17 protein-coding genes are annotated in these 17,000 nt (G+C 74.4%); 11 read left to right on the top strand and 6 right to left on the bottom strand.

The annotated features are described in order from the left end of the window. Positions 1–117 precede the first annotated feature (117 nt). From GA0070606_RS00875 to GA0070606_RS33050, 8 genes are all read left to right on the top strand, one after another. Positions 118–687, top strand: coding sequence for a sigma-70 family RNA polymerase sigma factor (locus GA0070606_RS00875; protein WP_091094593.1), 570 nt, complete (start codon positions 118–120; stop codon positions 685–687). A 115-nt stretch (positions 688–802) separates the two neighbouring features. After that, positions 803–1,579 (top strand): zf-HC2 domain-containing protein, encoded by a 777-nt coding sequence (locus tag GA0070606_RS00880; protein WP_091094594.1) that lies wholly within the window; start codon positions 803–805, stop codon positions 1,577–1,579. A gap of 95 nt (positions 1,580–1,674) precedes the next feature. Beyond that, complete coding sequence (locus tag GA0070606_RS00885; RefSeq protein WP_091094595.1) at positions 1,675–2,280, top strand: copper chaperone PCu(A)C; 606 nt, start codon at positions 1,675–1,677, stop codon at positions 2,278–2,280. Next, on the top strand, positions 2,277–3,506 hold the full coding sequence (locus tag GA0070606_RS00890; RefSeq protein WP_091094596.1) for a Dyp-type peroxidase: 1,230 nt from the start codon (positions 2,277–2,279) through the stop codon (positions 3,504–3,506). Before GA0070606_RS00885 ends, GA0070606_RS00890 begins: the two co-directional genes overlap by 4 nt. A 28-nt stretch (positions 3,507–3,534) precedes the next feature. After that, positions 3,535–4,206: a copper resistance CopC family protein gene (locus tag GA0070606_RS00895; RefSeq protein ID WP_091094597.1), complete on the top strand. Its 672-nt coding sequence runs from the start codon at positions 3,535–3,537 to the stop codon at positions 4,204–4,206. Positions 4,207–4,628: 422 nt separating this feature from the next. Then, positions 4,629–6,608 (top strand): bifunctional copper resistance protein CopD/cytochrome c oxidase assembly protein, encoded by a 1,980-nt coding sequence (locus tag GA0070606_RS00900; protein WP_091094598.1) that lies wholly within the window; start codon positions 4,629–4,631, stop codon positions 6,606–6,608. Positions 6,609–6,715: 107 nt separating this feature from the next. Beyond that, complete coding sequence (locus GA0070606_RS00905) at positions 6,716–7,051, top strand: YnfA family protein (protein ID WP_091107109.1); 336 nt, start codon at positions 6,716–6,718, stop codon at positions 7,049–7,051. A 178-nt stretch (positions 7,052–7,229) separates the two neighbouring features. After that, positions 7,230–7,892 (top strand): winged helix-turn-helix domain-containing protein, encoded by a 663-nt coding sequence (locus GA0070606_RS33050; RefSeq protein ID WP_091094599.1) that lies wholly within the window; start codon positions 7,230–7,232, stop codon positions 7,890–7,892. Positions 7,893–7,989: 97 nt separating this feature from the next. On the opposite strand, the gene GA0070606_RS00915 is transcribed toward GA0070606_RS33050, so the two are convergent. Then, on the bottom strand, positions 7,990–12,363 hold the full coding sequence (locus GA0070606_RS00915) for a S8 family serine peptidase (protein ID WP_245724515.1): 4,374 nt from the start codon (positions 12,361–12,363) through the stop codon (positions 7,990–7,992). A 395-nt stretch (positions 12,364–12,758) separates the two neighbouring features. Here GA0070606_RS00915 and GA0070606_RS00920 point away from each other — a divergent pair, with 395 nt between their 5' ends. From GA0070606_RS00920 to GA0070606_RS00930, 3 genes are all read left to right on the top strand, one after another. Further along, positions 12,759–13,226 carry a winged helix-turn-helix domain-containing protein gene (locus tag GA0070606_RS00920; RefSeq protein ID WP_245724516.1) on the top strand — a complete coding sequence of 156 codons (468 nt, stop codon included), beginning with the start codon at positions 12,759–12,761 and terminating at the stop codon, positions 13,224–13,226. Between the two features lie 253 nt (positions 13,227–13,479). Next, complete coding sequence (locus tag GA0070606_RS00925; RefSeq protein WP_091094602.1) at positions 13,480–13,794, top strand: ArsR/SmtB family transcription factor; 315 nt, start codon at positions 13,480–13,482, stop codon at positions 13,792–13,794. Next, positions 13,791–14,198, top strand: a complete 408-nt coding sequence (locus GA0070606_RS00930) for an SRPBCC family protein (protein WP_091094603.1) — start codon at positions 13,791–13,793, stop codon at positions 14,196–14,198. The genes GA0070606_RS00925 and GA0070606_RS00930 overlap by 4 nt, the downstream gene beginning before the upstream one ends. Here GA0070606_RS00930 and GA0070606_RS00935 read toward each other — a convergent pair. The 5 genes from GA0070606_RS00935 to GA0070606_RS00950 form a co-directional block, all read right to left on the bottom strand. Further along, complete coding sequence (locus GA0070606_RS00935) at positions 14,195–15,124, bottom strand: diacylglycerol/lipid kinase family protein (protein ID WP_091094604.1); 930 nt, start codon at positions 15,122–15,124, stop codon at positions 14,195–14,197. The genes GA0070606_RS00930 and GA0070606_RS00935 overlap by 4 nt on opposite strands. Before the next feature lie 58 nt (positions 15,125–15,182). After that, complete coding sequence (locus GA0070606_RS32315; protein ID WP_176737184.1) at positions 15,183–15,347, bottom strand: hypothetical protein; 165 nt, start codon at positions 15,345–15,347, stop codon at positions 15,183–15,185. A gap of 94 nt (positions 15,348–15,441) precedes the next feature. After that, a complete protein-coding gene (locus tag GA0070606_RS00940; RefSeq protein ID WP_091094605.1) occupies positions 15,442–15,648 on the bottom strand; it encodes a helix-turn-helix domain-containing protein in 207 nt (68 codons plus the stop codon). Further along, complete coding sequence (locus GA0070606_RS00945) at positions 15,648–16,106, bottom strand: DUF2975 domain-containing protein (protein ID WP_245724517.1); 459 nt, start codon at positions 16,104–16,106, stop codon at positions 15,648–15,650. Before GA0070606_RS00945 ends, GA0070606_RS00940 begins: the two co-directional genes overlap by 1 nt. A gap of 76 nt (positions 16,107–16,182) precedes the next feature. Continuing rightward, a complete protein-coding gene (locus GA0070606_RS00950; protein WP_091094607.1) occupies positions 16,183–16,947 on the bottom strand; it encodes a YqjF family protein in 765 nt (254 codons plus the stop codon). Between the last annotated feature and the right edge of the window lie 53 nt (positions 16,948–17,000).

Below are 17,000 nucleotides of genomic sequence, written 5' to 3' on the forward strand. Positions count from 1 at the left end.
ACCACCTACCGTCGAGGCAGGTGCGTCGCCTCTCCCGCAGTACGGTACCGTCCGTTACTACTACGACTTGTCGTGGCCGCCGGGGGTGCCCTTTGGCGGGCTGACGGGAGGTGCCGGATGGCCGAGGACGACGCGGAGATCACCGCGTGGGCGCTCGCCGCCGGCCGTGGCGACCGCGACGCCGCCGCCCGCTTCGTCCGGGCGACGCAGCATCAGGTCCGCCGCTTCCTCGCCGCGCTGGTCTCCCCCGCCGAGGCGGACGACCTGGCGCAGGAGACGTTCCTTCGGGCCGTGCGCTCGGTGCGGTCGTTCGCCGGGCGGTCCTCGGGGCGGACGTGGCTGCTGGCGATCGCCCGCCGGGTCGCCGCCGACCACATCCGCGCCGCCACGTCGCGTCCGCGGACCGTGCCGCTGACCGACGGCCACGACGCCGCCGACGCCGCGCGCAGCGCCTTCGACCGGCAGGTGGTGCTGGAGCAGTTGGTCGCGGCGCTGCCGGCGGACCGGCGCGAGGCGTTCGTGGCCACCCAGGTCCTCGGCCTGTCCTACGCCGAGGCGGCCGAGGTGTGCGGCTGCCCCGTCGGCACCATCCGCTCCCGCGTGGCCCGTGCCCGCGAGGATCTCGTGGCCGCGGCGGACGGCCGACCCGGGTCGGCTCCGCGGCGCGGCGGCAGCGCGGCCGGCTGACGTCCTGCCACACCGGGGCGAGCGGCTGCGCGCGCCGCGCGTCCCGAAAGGGCCGCGACGAGGGCCGGCGGAAATCGCCGGGAACCGGCGGCGACGTCGGACCGACTACCCGTACATGGGGTGTGAGCAGTGGCGTGAGGTGCTGTCGGCGCAGCTCGACGGGGAGGAGTCTCCCGCCGAGCGGGTGGCGGCCGAGACGCACCTCGCCGGATGCGAGGGCTGCCGGACGTGGTGGGACCGGGCTACGGCGGTGACCCGGCGGGCCCGGCTGTCGGTGCTGGTCCCCGGCGACGACCTCACCGACGCCGTGCTCGACGCGTTGGCCGAGGCGCCTCCGCCCCGCCGTCGGGCACGCGCCGTGCTCGGCCTGCGGGGGCGGGCGGCGCTGAGCCTGCGGGCGGCGCTGGGGCTGATCGGCGCGCTGCAGCTCGTGCTCGGTCTGACGCAGATCGGGCGGGGCGTCGCCGGCCCGCACGTGCACCCGGGCGGCGACGCCCTGGCGGCGGGGCACCTGTGGCACGAGTCGGCCGCCTGGAACGTCGCCGTCGGCGCGGGTTTCCTGTTCGTCGCCGCCCGGCGCACCCCCCCGACCGGGCTGGTGCCGATGTTGAGCGCGTTCGTCGGCACGTTGGTGCTGCTGTCGGTCAACGACCTGGCCACCGGCCGGGTGGACACCACCCGCCTGGTCAGCCACGGCTTCCTGCTCGCGGGCTACGCGATCGTCGTCGCGCTGTCGCGTCCCGGGCTGCGCCCCGACGGCCCGGCACAGCGCGACCGCCCGGGCGAACCGCGCTGGCGCCTGCCGGCGGAGGAGCAGCCCGAGGGGCCGGGGCTGCGCGTCCTGCCGCCGTACCCCGGTTCCGCCCACGTGTCCGACCGCCGGGCCGCCTGATCATTTCCGGACAGGAATCGGCTGTCGGCGGGAACTTTCCCGGCCCGCCGACCGACCAACCGGACGTCGCGTCACCGATCGAAGGGACCTGCCCGATGCCCCGCACCTTGCCCGCCGGATCGCATCGGCGGACGGCCGCGCTCCTCGCCACCGCCGCCCTGCTGCTCGGCGCCGCCGGCTGCGGATCGTCGCAGGACCCACCGGCCGGTACGCCGGGCCCGGCGTCGTCGGTCTCGGCGGACGCCCCGGCGACGGGCGTGCTCGGCGTACGCGACGCGTGGGTCAAGGCCGCCGACAGGGGGATGACCGCGGCGTTCGGCGCCCTCGTCAACGACGGCGACGCCGACGTCACGGTCACCGGGGCGGCCACCGACGTCTCGCCCGTGGAGCTGCACGAGATGGCGGTGCGGGACGGCCAGCCGGTCATGCGGGCCAAACAGGGCGGCCTCGTGGTCCGGGCGAGGAGCACGTACGCGCTGGAGCCCGGCGGCGACCACCTGATGCTGATGGGCCTGACGCGACCGGTGCGCGCGGGTGACCAGGTGAGCGTCACGCTGACCTTCGCCGACGGGCGGACCCAGACGTTCACCGCGGTGGCCAAGCCGTTCACCGGCGCGCAGGAGAGCTACGCCCCCGGCCACGGCGCGCCCGCCCCGGGCACGAACGGCACGCCTGGGGCCACCGCGAGCCCGGCGTCATGACCGCGCCGCCCACCGCCGCCCGCCGCCCGGTGAGCCGGCGCGGCCTGCTCGCCGGCGGCGCCCTGGCCGCGGGCGGATCCCTGGCCGGTGCCACCGCCGTCACCGCCGCCCGTTCCGACGACCCGGGCGTACGCCCCGTCGCGCCGGTGGCCGGGATCGGCGGCGCGGTCGAGCCGTTCCACGGCCCCCGGCAGGCCGGTGTCGCCACCGAGCCGCAGGCGCACGCGTCGTTCGTGGCGTTCACGATGCGGGCCGGCACCGACCGGGCGGCGCTGGGCCGGATGCTGCGGCTGCTCAGCGACGACGCCGCCCGCCTCACCCAGGGCCGGCCCGCGTTGGCCGACACCGAACCGGAACTCGGGCTGCTGCCGGCCCGGTTGACCGTCACGTTCGGCTTCGGTCCCGGCCTCTACGCCGCCGCCGGCGTCGACGACCGGCGCCCGGCGTCGGTGGCTCCCCTGCCGGCGTTCCGCGTCGACCGGCTCCAGCCCCGCTGGTCGGGCGGCGACCTGCTGCTGCAGATCTGCGCCGACGACCCGGTCACCGTCGCCCACGCCCAGCGGGTCCTGGTCAAGGACAGCCGGCCGTTCGCCACGGTGCGGTGGGTGCAGCAGGGCTTCCGGCGTGGCGCCGGCGTCGAGCCCGGGCACACCCAGCGCAACCTCTTCGGCCAACTCGACGGCACCGCCAACCCGAGGCCGGGCGGGCCGCTGGAGACCGCCGTGTGGGTGCCCGACGGGCCGGCGTGGCTGCGCGACGGCACCACCCTGGTGCTCCGGCGCATCAGCATGAACCTGGAGAGCTGGGACCTGCTCGGCCACACCGACCGGGAACTCGCCGTCGGTCGCCGCCTCGACACGGGCGCCCCGCTGACCGGCGTCGCCGAGCACGACGAGCCCGACTTCGCCGCCACCGGCCCCGACGGGCTCGCCGCCATCCCGGACTTCTCCCACCTGACGCGCGCCCGCGTCGGCGAGGACCGGCTGAAGATCCTGCGCCGCCCCTACAACTACGACGGCGTACCCACCGCCGACGGCGCCGCCGACAGCGGGCTGATCTTCGCCTCCTACCAGGCCGACGTCGCCCGGCAGTTCCTGCCGATCCAGCGGCGCCTCGCCGAGCGGGACCTGCTCAACGAGTGGACCACGCCGATCGGCTCGGCCGTCTTCGCCATCCCGCCCGGCTGCCCCGACGGCGGCTGGATCGGCCAGCAACTGCTCGGCTGAGCGTCACCAACCAGGAGAGGCAACGACCATGCACACCCGGTTCCGCCGCCCGACCGCCGCGGGCCTCGTGGCCGCCGCGCTGGCCGCCGTCGCGCTGCTGCTCGTGCCGGCCGCGCCCGCCGCCGCGCACAACACGCTGCGTTCCGCCAGCCCCGCCGCGGAGTCCCGGCTGACGGCGGCGCCGACGCAGGTCACGCTCACGTTCATGCAGAGGCTCGACCCGGCCTTCACCACCATCGCGCTCACCGACGCCGCCCGGGAGCGAGTCCCCACCGGCGAGCCGGTCGTCACCGGCACGACGGGCACGGTGACGATCGACCGGCCGCTGGCCAACGGCGTCTACACCGTCGCCTACCGGGTCGTCTCCGCCGACGGCCATCCCGTGCAGGGCTCGTACCGGTTCACCGTCGCGGACCCCGCCGGGGACGCCGGCCCGGCCGTGGGCGCGCCGGGCAGCGCCCCGCCGTCGGTCGACCCGTCCCCCTCGTCGGCCGCTCCCGCCGCCGCGAGCGAGGACCGCGACGGCGGGCCGGGCGCCGCCGCGAGCGAGGACCGCGACGGCGGGCCGGGCGCCGCCGCGAGCGAGGACCGCGACGGCGGGCCGGGCGCCGCCGCGCTGGTGGCGGCCGCCGGGATCCTGGCCGTCGTCGGCGGCGGCGCGATCGCGATCCTGCTGCGTCGCCGCCGCACCGCCACCTGACCCCCGCGCCCGACGGATCTGGCGGAGCCGGCCACCGACCGGGAGACGCCCGCGGCGGCGCTGACCGCCGCGCTCGCCCGCGGTCGACCTCCCGCCCGCCGTCGCCCGATGCCCGCCCGGCCGCGCCGCCGAAGGCTCGACCGCCACCCGGCCGGGGCGCCGAGACCCCACCCGCCCCGGCGGACGCAGGGGCCGCCCGGTCACCGTGCGACCTGCCCGGCCACGCCCCGGCAGTGGCAGTCCGCTCGCCCCACGCCCAGCCACCTGATCGAGGAAACGACGTGCCAGACACCATCCCCCACCCGGCTCGCCCCGCCCGCGTCCCGGACACCAGTCCTGGGGCGACGGCGACCGGCGGCGCGGCACGGCCGGCCCCCGGCGCCAGGCCCGGGGCGAGAGGCCCGGCCGGTTGGCTCGTACCGGTGGCGGCCGTGGCGTCGGCGGTGGCCGTGCTCCTGCTCGGCCTGCGCGCCGGCGAGGCGCTCACCGTCGCCATCCCCGGCCTGCCGGACCCCGGGCCCGTCACGATGTGGGCGCTGCCCCTGGTGCGGCTGCTCGCCGACGGCCTGGCCACCCTGGCGGTCGGGATGGTGGTGACGGCGGCGTTCCTGCTGCCCGGCGACGGTCGCAGCGTGTCCCCGTACGGCTGGCTGCTGCTGCGCCGCGCGGGCGCGGTGGCCGGGGCCTGGGCGGCGACGGCGGCGGCGCTGATCGTGCTGACGGTCTCGGACCTGCTCGGCGTGCCCATGGACGAGTTGACCCCGGCGACCGTGGTCAGCTTCGCCTCTTCGATCTCCCAGGGGCAGGCCCTGCTGCTGCAGGCGGGGCTGGCCCTGACGGCGGGGGTGCTGGCCCGGGCCGGGGTGTCGCGGGGCCTCGCCGCCGCGGTGGCGCTGGTCGCGCTGGTGGCGCTGCTGCCGCCGGCGTTCACCGGGCACGCCGCCGGGGCGGGCAACCACCAGATCGCGGTGACCAGTCTCGCCCTGCACGTGGCGGCCGCCGCGCTGTGGGTCGGCGGGCTGGCGGCGCTGCTGATGGTGCGCCGCAGCCGGCAACTCGCCGACGCCGCCGGCCGGTACAGCCGTCTCGCCCTGGGCTGCTTCGTGGCCGTCGCGGTGAGCGGGGCGGCGAACGCCGCCGTGCGCCTCGGCGCCCCGGCGGAGCTGTGGCAGTCCCGCTACGGCTGGCTGGTCCTCGGCAAGCTCGGCGCACTGGTGGTCCTCGGCGCCCTCGGCGCGGTGCACCGGTCCCGGACGCTGCCAGCCCTGCGCGCGGGCCGGCGCGGCGCCTTCGGGCGGCTGGCCGCCGGCGAGCTGGTCGTCTTCGCCGCCACCGTCGCGCTGGCGGTGGCGTTGTCCCGCAGCCCCACCCCGACGGCGGAGGACCCCCTCGACGCCGACCCGATCACCGAGTTGCTCGGCTTCCCGATGCCCGCCGCGCCGACCCCCGGGCTGCTGGTGGGGCAGCCGCTGCCGGACATGTTCTTCCTGACCCTGACCGTCGCGGGCGTCGGCGGCTACCTGACCGGTGTGTGGCGGCTGCGCCGGGCGGGGCACCGCTGGCCGGCCGCCCGTACGGCCAGTTGGCTGACCGGCATGCTGCTGCTGGCCGCGATCACCAACCTGGGGGTGGCCCGCTACGCCTACGTGCTGTTCAGCGTCCACATGGTGCAGCACATGGTGCTGTCGATGCTGGTGCCGATCCTGCTCGTCGGCGGCGCCCCGGCCACCCTCGCCCTGCGGGCGCTGCGTCGGCCCACCGACCCGCAGGTGCGCGGCGCCCGGGAGTGGCTGCTGGTGGCGCTGCACAGCCGACCCGCGCGGGTGCTCACCCATCCCGTGGCCGCGCTGGGCATCTACGCGGGCAGCCTCTTCGGCCTGTACTTCAGCGACCTGCTGGGCACGCTGATGCGCTCCCACGTCGGTCACCTGGCCATGCTGACCCACTACGTGCTCGCCGGCTACCTGCTGTTCTGGGTGCTCATCGGGGTCGATCCGGGCCGGCGCAGGCTCGCTCCGCCGCTGCTGGTGCTGCTGCACCTGGCCTCGATGATGGCGCACGGCTTCTTCGGCCTCGTGCTGATGCAGACCACCACCCTCATCGCCCCGGACTGGTACGTCGCGGTCCACCCCGGCTGGGCGTCGTCGCTGCTCGACGACCAGCGGCTGGGCGCCGGCATCGCGTGGGCCTTCGGCGAGATACCCGCCGCCGTCGTCATGATCCTGCTGGTCCGGCAGTGGATCCGCGCCGACCAGCGGGAGCAGGGCCGCCTCGACCGGGCCGCCGACCGGGCCGAGGCCACCGGAGAGGAGGACGACCTCGCCCGGTACAACGCCTTCCTCGCCGCCGCCCGGCACGTCGGCCCGCGCGACGACGGCGCGGATTCCGGGCCGGCACGCTAGCCGGGGCCGCGGACGGGGATCGGGTCGCCCGGCAGGTGTCGGGCGGCGCCGTGGACGCCGGGAGGCGCCGGCCGCCGTCGGCCGGTCTCCCGCTACGGTCGGTGGGCATGACGGTCGTCCGCTCGGTCCTGCTGTTCCTGCTCGCCGCGCTCGCCGAGATCGGCGGCGCCTGGCTGGTGTGGCAGGGCTGGCGGGAGCACCGGGGGCTGTGGTGGGTGGCCGCCGGGGTCATCGCGCTCGGGTGTTACGGCTTCGTCGCCACCTTCCAGCCCGACCCGAACTTCGGCCGCCTCCTCGCCGCCTACGGCGGGGTCTTCGTCGCCGGTTCCCTGTTGTGGGGCGTGGTCGTCGACGGTTTCCGCCCCGACCGCTACGACGTCGTCGGTGCGGCCATCTGCCTGGTCGGGGTCGCGGTCATCATGTACGCCCCGCGCGCCGGCTGATCCCCGCGCGACCTGCGTCGGCCGCGGCGGGCTCCGCCCTGCCCGGCCATTCATGGATACCGAACTGTAACCGTCCTTCACCCGAGCGAGATGACACCCTACTAGAGTCACGGCGTCGATCGATCGTCATCGTGCGGTGACTGTCCCGGAACGGGCGGGGAGCCGGAAGGGGTGGGGCGTGAGGGGGATCCCGGCCGCGTCCTTGGTCATCGGAATCGCCTCCTCGCCGGCCGAACGCAGACAGCTCGCGCGGCTGCTCGGCGACAGCGAGGCTTTTCTGATCGTCTCCAGCGTCGAACAGGCGCGGGAGTTCCTCGACATGACCGACCGGACCCGCTCCCCCGCGCCGACGACACCGGCCGACCGGGCGGCGCCCGCCGGGGCCGTGGCCGCCGCGCCCGCCGGGGCCGTGGCCGCCGCGCCCGCCGGGGCCGTGAGCGTGGCACCCGCCGAGACCGTAGGCGTGGCACCCGCCGAAGCCCTCAGCGTGGCGCCCGCCGGGGCCGGGACCGCTGCGCCCGCCGGGGCCACGGCAGTCGCCGTCGCGCCGCCACCGCCCGACCTGACCGTCGATTCCGACCGTCGCGTGCTGCGGTGGCGGGACCGCGAGATCGCGCTGACCCGGCTGGAGCACGACCTCCTACTGTGCCTGGTCGGCGCGCCCGGGCAGGTGTGGACCTACGAGCGGCTGCACCTCGAGGTCTGGGGGAACGCCCACCTCGGTCGCGGTTCCGACATGCACTCGGTGGTCCGGCGGGTCCGGGGCAAGCTCGCCCGGCTGAACGCCTCGGCGACGATCCACGCCGTCCGGGGGGTCGGCTTCCGCCTCACCCCGGCCTGACCGCGCGTGGCGGGCTTCGCGGCGGGGTCGGTCCGGTCCGCGACACCGGTCCGGCCCGCCCGGTCGGTGACCAGGCGGGCCGGAGCGTCAGTCGGGGTCAGCAGCGGATGGGTGACAGCGCGAAGTCCTCCACCGTCGGGGTGGTGGTGTTGATCCTCGTCTGACGGGTCTGGGGCTTCCAGCCGTCCTTGGCGACGATCATCGTCATCGGGTTGTTCCGCCGGTCCATCCAGTAGGCGTACCTGCCCTCGGCGTCGGTGGCGAACGTCCACGACATCGCCCACGAGTCGACCTGGACGACCGCGCCGGGCAGCGGCGCGCCGGCGCCCTGGCAGCTCGTCCCCGTGACCGTGCCCATCAGCTTGCCCCACGTGCTCGGCGGCCGCACGTTCATCGTCACCGCCACCGGCGGCACCGTGTACGGCGTGTTCTCCTTGATCGCGACCGACCCCGAGTAGGTGCCCGGCTGGTCGACGTTCGCCGTCATCCCGACGGTGACGGTGACCTGCTCGCCCGGCGCCAGCGTGGCCGACGTCCTGTCGATCGTCATCCAGCTGACGTCGGCCGCTGCCTCGGCGCACTCCTCGAGCCCGGGCAGCGCCTCGCTGTCGGCCGTGGCCGTGAAGCTCCCGGACGAGCCGCCGACCTTGTAGAAGCCGCACGCCGCGCCACCGCGGTACCGCGCCGTGTTGGCGTTCGGCAGGTCGGACCAGGAGTCCGTGGCCGGGTCGTAGGCGAACCCGGCGTTGGTGATGGCCCCGCCCTGCGAGCCACCGACGACGAGCAGCTTGCCGCCCGCGACGGCGAACGAGCTGGCCCAGTTGTCGGTGGGCGCGTCGGCGACGGCGGTCCAGCTGTTGGCGCCGGGGTCGAACGCGTAGCTGGCCTTCTGCGCCGCGGAGCCGTCGTTGCCCCCGGTGCAGTAGACGACGCCGTCGATGCCGCCGCAGGACAGGAACGCCACCGCCTTCGGGTAGTCGGGCAGCGTCTCCCAGCTGTCGCTGCCCGGGTCGTACCGGACGACGTCGTTCGACATCGGGGTGCAGGACGAGGTGGTGCAGCCGCCGACGGCGTACAGCTTGCCGCCGGCCACCGCCTGGCCGGCGGCGGAGCGCGGCGCCGGGTTGTCGGCCTTCTCCGTCCAGGCGTTGGCCGCCGGGTCGTACGACCAGGTGGTGCCGTCGGGGCCGGCCGACGCCCAGCCGCCCGTCGCGATGATCCTGCCGTCGACGACGCCCACCGTCATGGCGGTACGCGCGCCGGGGAGGTCGGCGATGGGGGCCCAGGTCTGCGCGACCGGATCGTAGGCGTAGTTCTTCGCCGTGGACGCCGATCCGTTGCCGCCGGCGATCGAATACACCTTGCCGCCGAGGTTGACCACCCGGTTGTCCATCACGTTCGCCGGGTAGTCGACGATGTCGGTCCAGGGCTCGGCCTGCGGGCCGACCGCCGCCGACGACGCGGTCGTCGACTTGCCGGCCGCCGTGGCGGCGAACGACGTCGGGGTGGTGAGCCGCTGCTCCGGCGCGCCGGTGGATCCGAGCACCTCCTGCCTGCTCATCCTGGACCCGTCGGCGCGCAGGAGAGTGAACCCGCCGTCGCGCTCTCCGAACTCGACGGAGACCGGGGCCCCGCCGGTGTTGGTGACCGTGAACGCCTTGCTGACCTTGCCGGTGGGCATCTGGACCGTGCCGCTCACCTGCGCCGGCCTGATCGCCAGGCGACCGGCCGCCAGCTGGAAGTTCGTGGCGGTCGCCCAGTCGACCTGTACGTCGACCTGCTTGCGCTGGTCGACGTAGTTGGCCGCCCTGGCGGTGAACGGGTGCGTGCCCGTCAGCGAGGAGAACATCCAGTAGAAGCCGTCCGCCAGCCCGGGGTCGTCCGGGGTCGCCACGGTGGTGGCCTTCTCCGCCGGCCGGTCGCCGCTGGTGACGGTGGCGCCGTTGACGTAGCCGCCGGTGTTCTTGTCGCGGACGTGGCCGAGCACCAGGCCGCCGTTGGTGGGCTCGCAGACGACCTCGCTGCCGATCAGGACGTTGTCGACCTGCCACCACCACTCGTACGAGGCGTCGTAGTAGTGGAACCGGACCCGGGTCTGCGCCTGGCCGGCGGCCTGCGGGATCGGGATCTCGGTCACCCGCGGCCCGCGGACGTCGGCCGCCTGCCGGAGCACGTTCGTCCACGTGGCGCCGCCGTCGAGGCTGAGGTCGACGTCCGCGCGGTCGCTGCCCAGCCAGTTGTAGTCCTGGTTGAACCGGATCACCGGCGCCGCGACATCGGAAAGGTCGACGACCGGGCTGACCAGCGAGGTGTCCTGCCGCCCACCGGCGCCGTACTCGTCGCTGTCGATGATCGCGAACCTGCCGGCGCCGCCGGTGAGGTTGCCCCGGCCACCCTCGTCGGTGAACTTCCAGACCTGGCCGCTGCCCGCGTGGTCCGCCACGGACCAGCCGGCCGGCACGGTGGCGCCGTCGAAGGTCTCGAACTCGCCGTCCGAGCCGTAGGTGTAGCCGGGCGCCGTGGCGCAGGCGTTGGCCTGCACGGGTACGGCGACGTTGGCGGTGACGTTGGCGCCGCGGACCACGACCTCCTTGGTGACGGTCTGGTAGCCCGGGTACTGCGGCTCCACCTTCAGCTTGTAGGTGGCCGAGGCCGGAAGCGTGAGGCTGTAGCGGCCGTTGGCGGGCGTGGTGTGGTCGGACACGCCCGACGCGCCCTCGACGGTCACCTTGGCGTAGAGCGGCCAGCCGTGGCCCGAGCCGTCGGTCACCGATCCGCTCACGGTGACGCTGGGCACCGCCGTCAGCGCGACGTCGACCGTCGTGGTCGCGTCCTTGGCGACGGTCGCGGGGACCGTCCTGCCCTGGTAGCCGAAGGCCGTCACGGCGACCTGGTAGTCGCCCGCCGGGAGCAGGGACGAGTACGTGCCGTCGGCGGCGGTGGTCAGCTCGCGCTCCGCCACGCCGGTCAGGGTCACCGTGGCACCGGCGACCGGGGCGCCGCCGGCCGCGTCCGTCACCTTGCCGGCCAGGGTGCCGGTGTCGCCGATCGGAGCGGCGTCGAGCAGGGCGAGCGCGTCCAGCCGGCCCTCGCCGAAGACGTTGTTGTCGTCGGCGGTGCCGCCGCACTGGGCGTCGGCCTTGTCGACCGCGGAGTTGTCCAGCAGCGCGCGGGTCGCGTCGATGTCGCCGACCAGGGCGGGCGCCGCCGACCACAGCAGCGCGATCGCGCCCGCGAGGTGCGGGGCGGCCATCGAGGTGCCGTTGTAGCTGGCGTAGCCGCTGCCCGGAATGCTCGACCGGACGTTCACGCCGGGCGCCGCGATGTTCGGCTTGATCTCGCCGTTCTGGCCGGCGCCGCGGGACGAGAAGCTGGCGATGTTGTTGTTGACGTCGTACGCGCCGGCCGAGTAGTTGCTCACCAGGCTGCCCGGGGAGCCGCTGGTCTGGCACGCCGAGCCGCTGTTGCCGTTGGACCAGATCCCGAAGATGCCCGACGCGGCCCAGGCCAGGGTCACGTCCTCCATGAACGGGTCGTTGGACGGGCTCGTGGTTCCCCACGAGTTGTTGATGATGTTCGGCCGCTTGCTGGCGTCCGGGTTCTGGCCGGCGAGGTCCGTCGGCTCGAGCATCCACTGGCCGGAGGTGACCAGGGCGGCGTCGTTCGGGCAGCAGCCGTTCGCGGCGATCCACTTCACCTCGGGGGCGACGCCGATCTGGTTGGCGCCGGCCGAGCCGGCCATCGTGCCCATCGTGTGCGTGCCGTGTCCGTTGCTGTCGCAGGGCGCGGCGGCGCAGGTTCCGGCGGCGTTGAACCAGTTGTAGTTGTGGTCGAACGTGCCGTCGCCGTTGTTGCCGCGGTAGGAGCTCACCAGCGCCGGGTGGTCGAACTGGACGCCGGTGTCGATGTTCGCCACCGTGATGCCGGCGCCCTTGACGCCGTACTGGGACCAGACGTCGTCGGCGTTGATGTTGGCGATGCCCCATTCGAGGGCGTTCACCGTCTTCTCGTCGGTGCCCTTGGTGACCTCGGGGACGGCGTAGGCGACCGGGGCGTACAGGCCCTCGACCTCGGCATGGGCGGCGAAGCTCTGCGCCATCGCCAGCGATCCGCCGCTCACCTTGATCGCGTTGGTCGCCCAGAAGGTCTGGTACTTCGCGCCCGCGCCGTCGAGTTCGGCCCGGACCTTGGACTGGCTGTCGGCGGCGGTCTTCTTCAGCGCCGCGGCGACCGCGGCGCCACGCTGGTCCCAGTCCTTGATCGTGCTGGCCCGGCCCAGGTCCGCCCTGTCCTTGAAGCGGATCCAGAAGTCGCCCTCGGTCTTGCCCTGGAGTTGCCGGGTCAGTTCCGGCCGGATCTTGTCGGCCGGGGAGGTCGCTTGTGCCCCGGCCTGCGCGCCTGTGCCGGTCGCGGCCAGGCCTGTCGCGGCGAGGAGCATCGCCGCGCCGGCGCTGACCAGGGATCTGGCCATGCGCCTGGTGGGTAGACGTCTGAACATCGGTGGTGCCTCCTCCAGAACGACCCAGAGTGGAACGAGCCATGATGGAGGGTGCAGGGACTCACGTCCCGTGTGGATGCGCCGGAACGGACCCCTCTGTGCCCCCCAAGGCACCGCGCGGGTCACGCCGGCTGCCCGTCTGGACACTATGATCGACATGAAAGGACGATCAAGAACGCGACGTGAGCAATCTGTCGCTAATCGTCACCCCGGCCGCCGGGGAGTTTGCCGATTTCTGTCACGATCATGATGAAGCCGGGCAGAAATTGCCCAACGTTTTCGGGGTGGGTGCTGTGGGGGCACACGACGAAAGCACGCGGCGGGACGGGTCCGGCCCGACCGAGGATCCGTTTCCGCTGGTGATCGCGGTGACGCCATCGCCGGCCGAGCGGATCCGGCTCGCGGAGCGCCTCGACGGCGTCGCGCCGCTACTGCTGGTCTCGGACCTCGACGAGCTGCGCAGGCTGATCGCGGCCCCGCAGCGGCTCCCCCCGACGTCGTCCGCCCCGACGCCCGAGGCGACCGACGACACCCTGCTGATCGACTCGGCCCGGTCGACCGCCCGCAGCCGGGACCGCGAGGTCAACCTGACCCGACTCGAGCACGACCTGCTGGCCTGCCTGACCGCCGAGCCGATCCGGGTCTGGAGCTACGCCGAGCTGCACCGGTCGGTCTGGCGGGACGAGGGGCTGCGGCGCAGGTCCGACGTGCAGTCCCTGGTGAAGCGGCTGCGGCGCAAGCTCACCGAGCTCGGCACCGGCGTGACCATCGACGCGGTGCGGGGTGTCGGGTTCCGGCTGACCGATCATCGGCAGCCGAGGATCGGCGGCTCGTGAGGCTGCCCGACTTGGGCAGCACCTGGCGCCGCGCAGCACGCCGGGCCCAGCCCTCGCGAGCGCAGCACGCCGGAACACAGGCCCAGCCCTCGCCAGCGCAGCACGCCGGAACACAGGCCCAGCCCTGCGGCACGTCGGGGCCCAGGCCCTGCCCCGCCAGCACCCCGGGGCGCAGGTCCGCGCGCCGCCCGCACCAGCGTCAACGCGTCGGAAATCCTTGACATGTCGGCAACCTCCGACATATTTTCGGGTCGTGCCCGACGACGACGTGTTCCTCGCCCTGGCGAACCCGGTTCGCCGCAGGCTGCTTCAACTGCTCGCCGAGGGGCCTCGGACGGCCGGCGACCTCGCCGACCAGTTCGACCTGAGCCGGCCGGCCGTCGCCGAGCACCTGCAGGTGCTGCGGCGGGCGGCGCTGGTGCACGACGAGCCGAGGGGCCGGCAACGGCACTACCACCTGACCCCGGAGCCGCTCGCCCAGGTCGGCGACTGGCTGCACCCGTTCGAACGATTCTGGCGCGAGCGGCTGCGCTCGCTCGCCGACGCCGCCGAGGAGGAGGACCGGTGACAGCCACCGACACCATCACCGTCGACCAGTTCGTCGACGCCCCGCCGAGCAGGGTCTGGCGCACGCTGACCGACCCCGAACTGCACTCCCGCTGGTGGGTTCCCGGCGACATCGCCGCCACCGTCGGCCACCGCTTCCACCTCCAGATGCCCGGCTGGGGCGCGGTGCCCTGCGAGGTGCTCGAGGTGGTCCCCGAGCGGAAGCTCGTCTACACGTTCAACGAGACGTGGACGCTGACCTGGCGACTGGTCGCGGAAGGCCACGGCACCCGGCTGTTCTTCGAGCACAGCGGATTCGACTTCGGTCGGCGGTCCGAACGCGACGCCTTCGACCGGATGGGGCCGGGCTGGCGCGACAAGGTGCTGCCGCAACTCGCCCGGACCGCCGCCCGGACGGGCGACTAGCGGTCCGGGCTGTCGGCGGCGGCCATGACGCGCAGCGCGTTGGGGTCCAGGCCGATCCGGACCGGTGTCTCGCCGTACGGCTCCCCGTCGACCTCAACCGGCGCCGGCCGGTCGGTCTCCAGCCACAGCTCGCGTACGGCGAGGAACGGCTCGTCGCCGAGGGTGCGACGATGGCCGGTGGCCGCGTTGCGGGCCGTGTCGCGCAACAGCCCTCGGCGGGTGGGGCCACCCACCGGGTACGCCACCAGCAGCCGGTCGTCGGCGTTCGCGTCAGCGGTGATCACCCGCCCGGCGTGGAAGCCGCCGTTCGCGACGTACAGCTGATGGGTGACGAACTCGTGCTCACGCCCCTCTGCGCGCACCGCGGCGCGCAGCGGCCGGTGCCGGGCCAGCAGCGCCAGGGCGGTCGCGGGATACGCGAGCCGGCCGACCACCCGCTTGAGCCGGGGCGGCGTACTCAGCATCACGTCGGCGGAGAGGCCGACGCCGACGTGGTTGGTGAACCGCATGCTGCCGACGAGGCCGAGGTCGACGTCGATCACCTTGCCGTCGGTGAGGACGGCGACCGCCGCGTCCAGGTCGAGCGGGATCCCCACCGTGCGGGCGAAGTTGTTGGTGGTGCCCAGCGGCAGCAGGCCGAGCGCGATGTCGCGGTGGGCGAGCAGGCGCGCGGCGGTGCCGATCGTGCCGTCGCCGCCGGCGGCGACCAGGAGGTCCGGCCCGAGGTCGACGGCGGCGGCGAGCCGCTGCTCCAGCTCGACGGGGCGGTCGACCGGGCACGTGGCGAGCAGGGTGAACCCGGCCGCCACCAGCCGCGACCGGGTCTCCTCGTAGAGCTGGCGGCCCCGGCGGGAGTGGGCGTTGACGACGAGCGCGGCGCGACGCTCCCGCCGGATGGCCGCGCTCAGCTCCTGCTTCGTCCGCATGGGACCCGACCCTAGCGCCGCCAGGCCCTCGACCGCGCCCGGCCGGAGCGCGCCGGCGTCACCTGCCGCGGCGGACGATCCGCACGCCGAGCGCGATCGCGGCGACGACGAGCACGACGCCCAGGAGCTGCAGGCCCGGCGAGTCGTCGGCCTCCCCGTACACGACCCCGGCGACGCCGATCGCGACGGCGAGGACGGCGACGAGGGCGAGAACATACTTCATCGGGTCTCCTTCCACGGGTCGGCCTCGCCGCCGGCCGTGCCGGTGCGCGTGCCGACGGGGTCGACGTCCCCGGCGCGGGGAGCGTCGTGACGGGTCATTCCTCGACCCACTCGAGCAGGTCGCCGGGCTGGCAGTCGAGCACCCGGCACATGGCCTCCAGCGTGCTGAAACGCACCGCCTTGGCCCGACCGTTCTTCAGCACCGCCACGTTCGCCGGCGTGAGCCCGACCCGCTCGGCGAACTCACCGACGCTCATCTTGCGCTTGGCCAGCTCGACGTCGATCCGCACGACGATGGGCATCAGATCACCGCTTCCATGTCGGTGCGCAGCGTCGTGGCCTGCCGCAGCAGCGCGCGCATCACCACCATCAGCAGCCCCAGCGCAGCGACACCCACCAGCAGCAGGAACAGCAGGAGCGGCAGCCCGGGATCCGACGCCCTGAAGCCCACGAAGAGGAACACGCCCAGCAGCACCACCCAGGCGGCGACGATCGCCCACACGATCGCGTCCACCCAGCGCAGCGAGGCGTCGCTGAAGATGCGGTCGTCCTTGACCAGCGTGAGCAGCTTCCAGGTCGCCACGATGACCACCTGGACGCACAGCACCCAGAACACCGCCACCGCCGTCATCGGCCACCTCAGGTACGCCTGGTCCGGCGACTCCTCGGCCATGTGCGCGAACTGCCCGGGCAGCGAGAAGGTCTGCAGCATGACCAGGATCCCGAACAGCAGCACGAGGAAGACTCTGAGCGGCGCCACCGCTCGATGCTCAGCAAACATGCATCGACTATCACTCGCTACCTATCGAAAGTCAATAGGTTTGCCCTTACCCACCCTACCCGCTCGCGCGGGCCGCGGCCGACCAGACGTCGCTGCGGGCGGGTGGCCCGAACCGGACCGGCACGCCGGGGGAATACAGCACGCTGGCCGGCGGCCCGCTCGGCGCGGGCAGCCCGGCGGCCGCGACCAGCTCGTCGTCGAGACGCAGCAGCTCGGCGCGGTGCAGCGGCCAGCGGGGGTGCCAGTTCGGCAGGTGCAGCGTGCGACCGTACGCCCGGGTGTGCAGACCCCAGCGGGCGGTGACGAAGCGCTCCAGCGGGGTGGGGTCGGCGATCGGCCCGCCCACCCGGACCTCCATCCGGCTGGTCGCTCCGGCGGGGCCGGGCCAGCGACGCCGGCACCGGTAGGTGCGCCGGTCGCCGTCGCGCTCCAGCCGCATCGCCGACCAGATGTACGGCAGCCGCAGGGTCGCACGCGCGACCAGCACGGGAACCAGCCGGGACGCGTCGAGCGAGCGGAACACCACGGCCCGCCGCCCGGTCACGTCGACGGAGTAGAGCCGGACATTGGTCTCCCAGAAGGTGCCGAGATACGGCACGCCCGGGCCCCGGCCGAGGCCCAGCCCCACCATGCGAAAGCCGATCAGGCCGACGTAGGTCAGCCCGTCGAGGGTGTCCGGCCGGGTGCCGGCCGGCAGCAGCGGCGCGACGCGTTCCGGCGCGACCGCCCAGTGCAGGAAGGTGAGGTCCTCCCAGCGCTGCCGCAGGACGGTTCGCGGAAACGCCTGCTCGGGCGCGCAGTCCACCGGCTCGATGTGCACCCGCTCATCCTGCCCCACACCCGGACCGGCGGCCGGCCACGCCGGTCCGCGCC

It is taken from the genome of Micromonospora citrea (genome assembly GCF_900090315.1).
Taxonomy (GTDB): domain Bacteria; phylum Actinomycetota; class Actinomycetes; order Mycobacteriales; family Micromonosporaceae; genus Micromonospora; species Micromonospora citrea.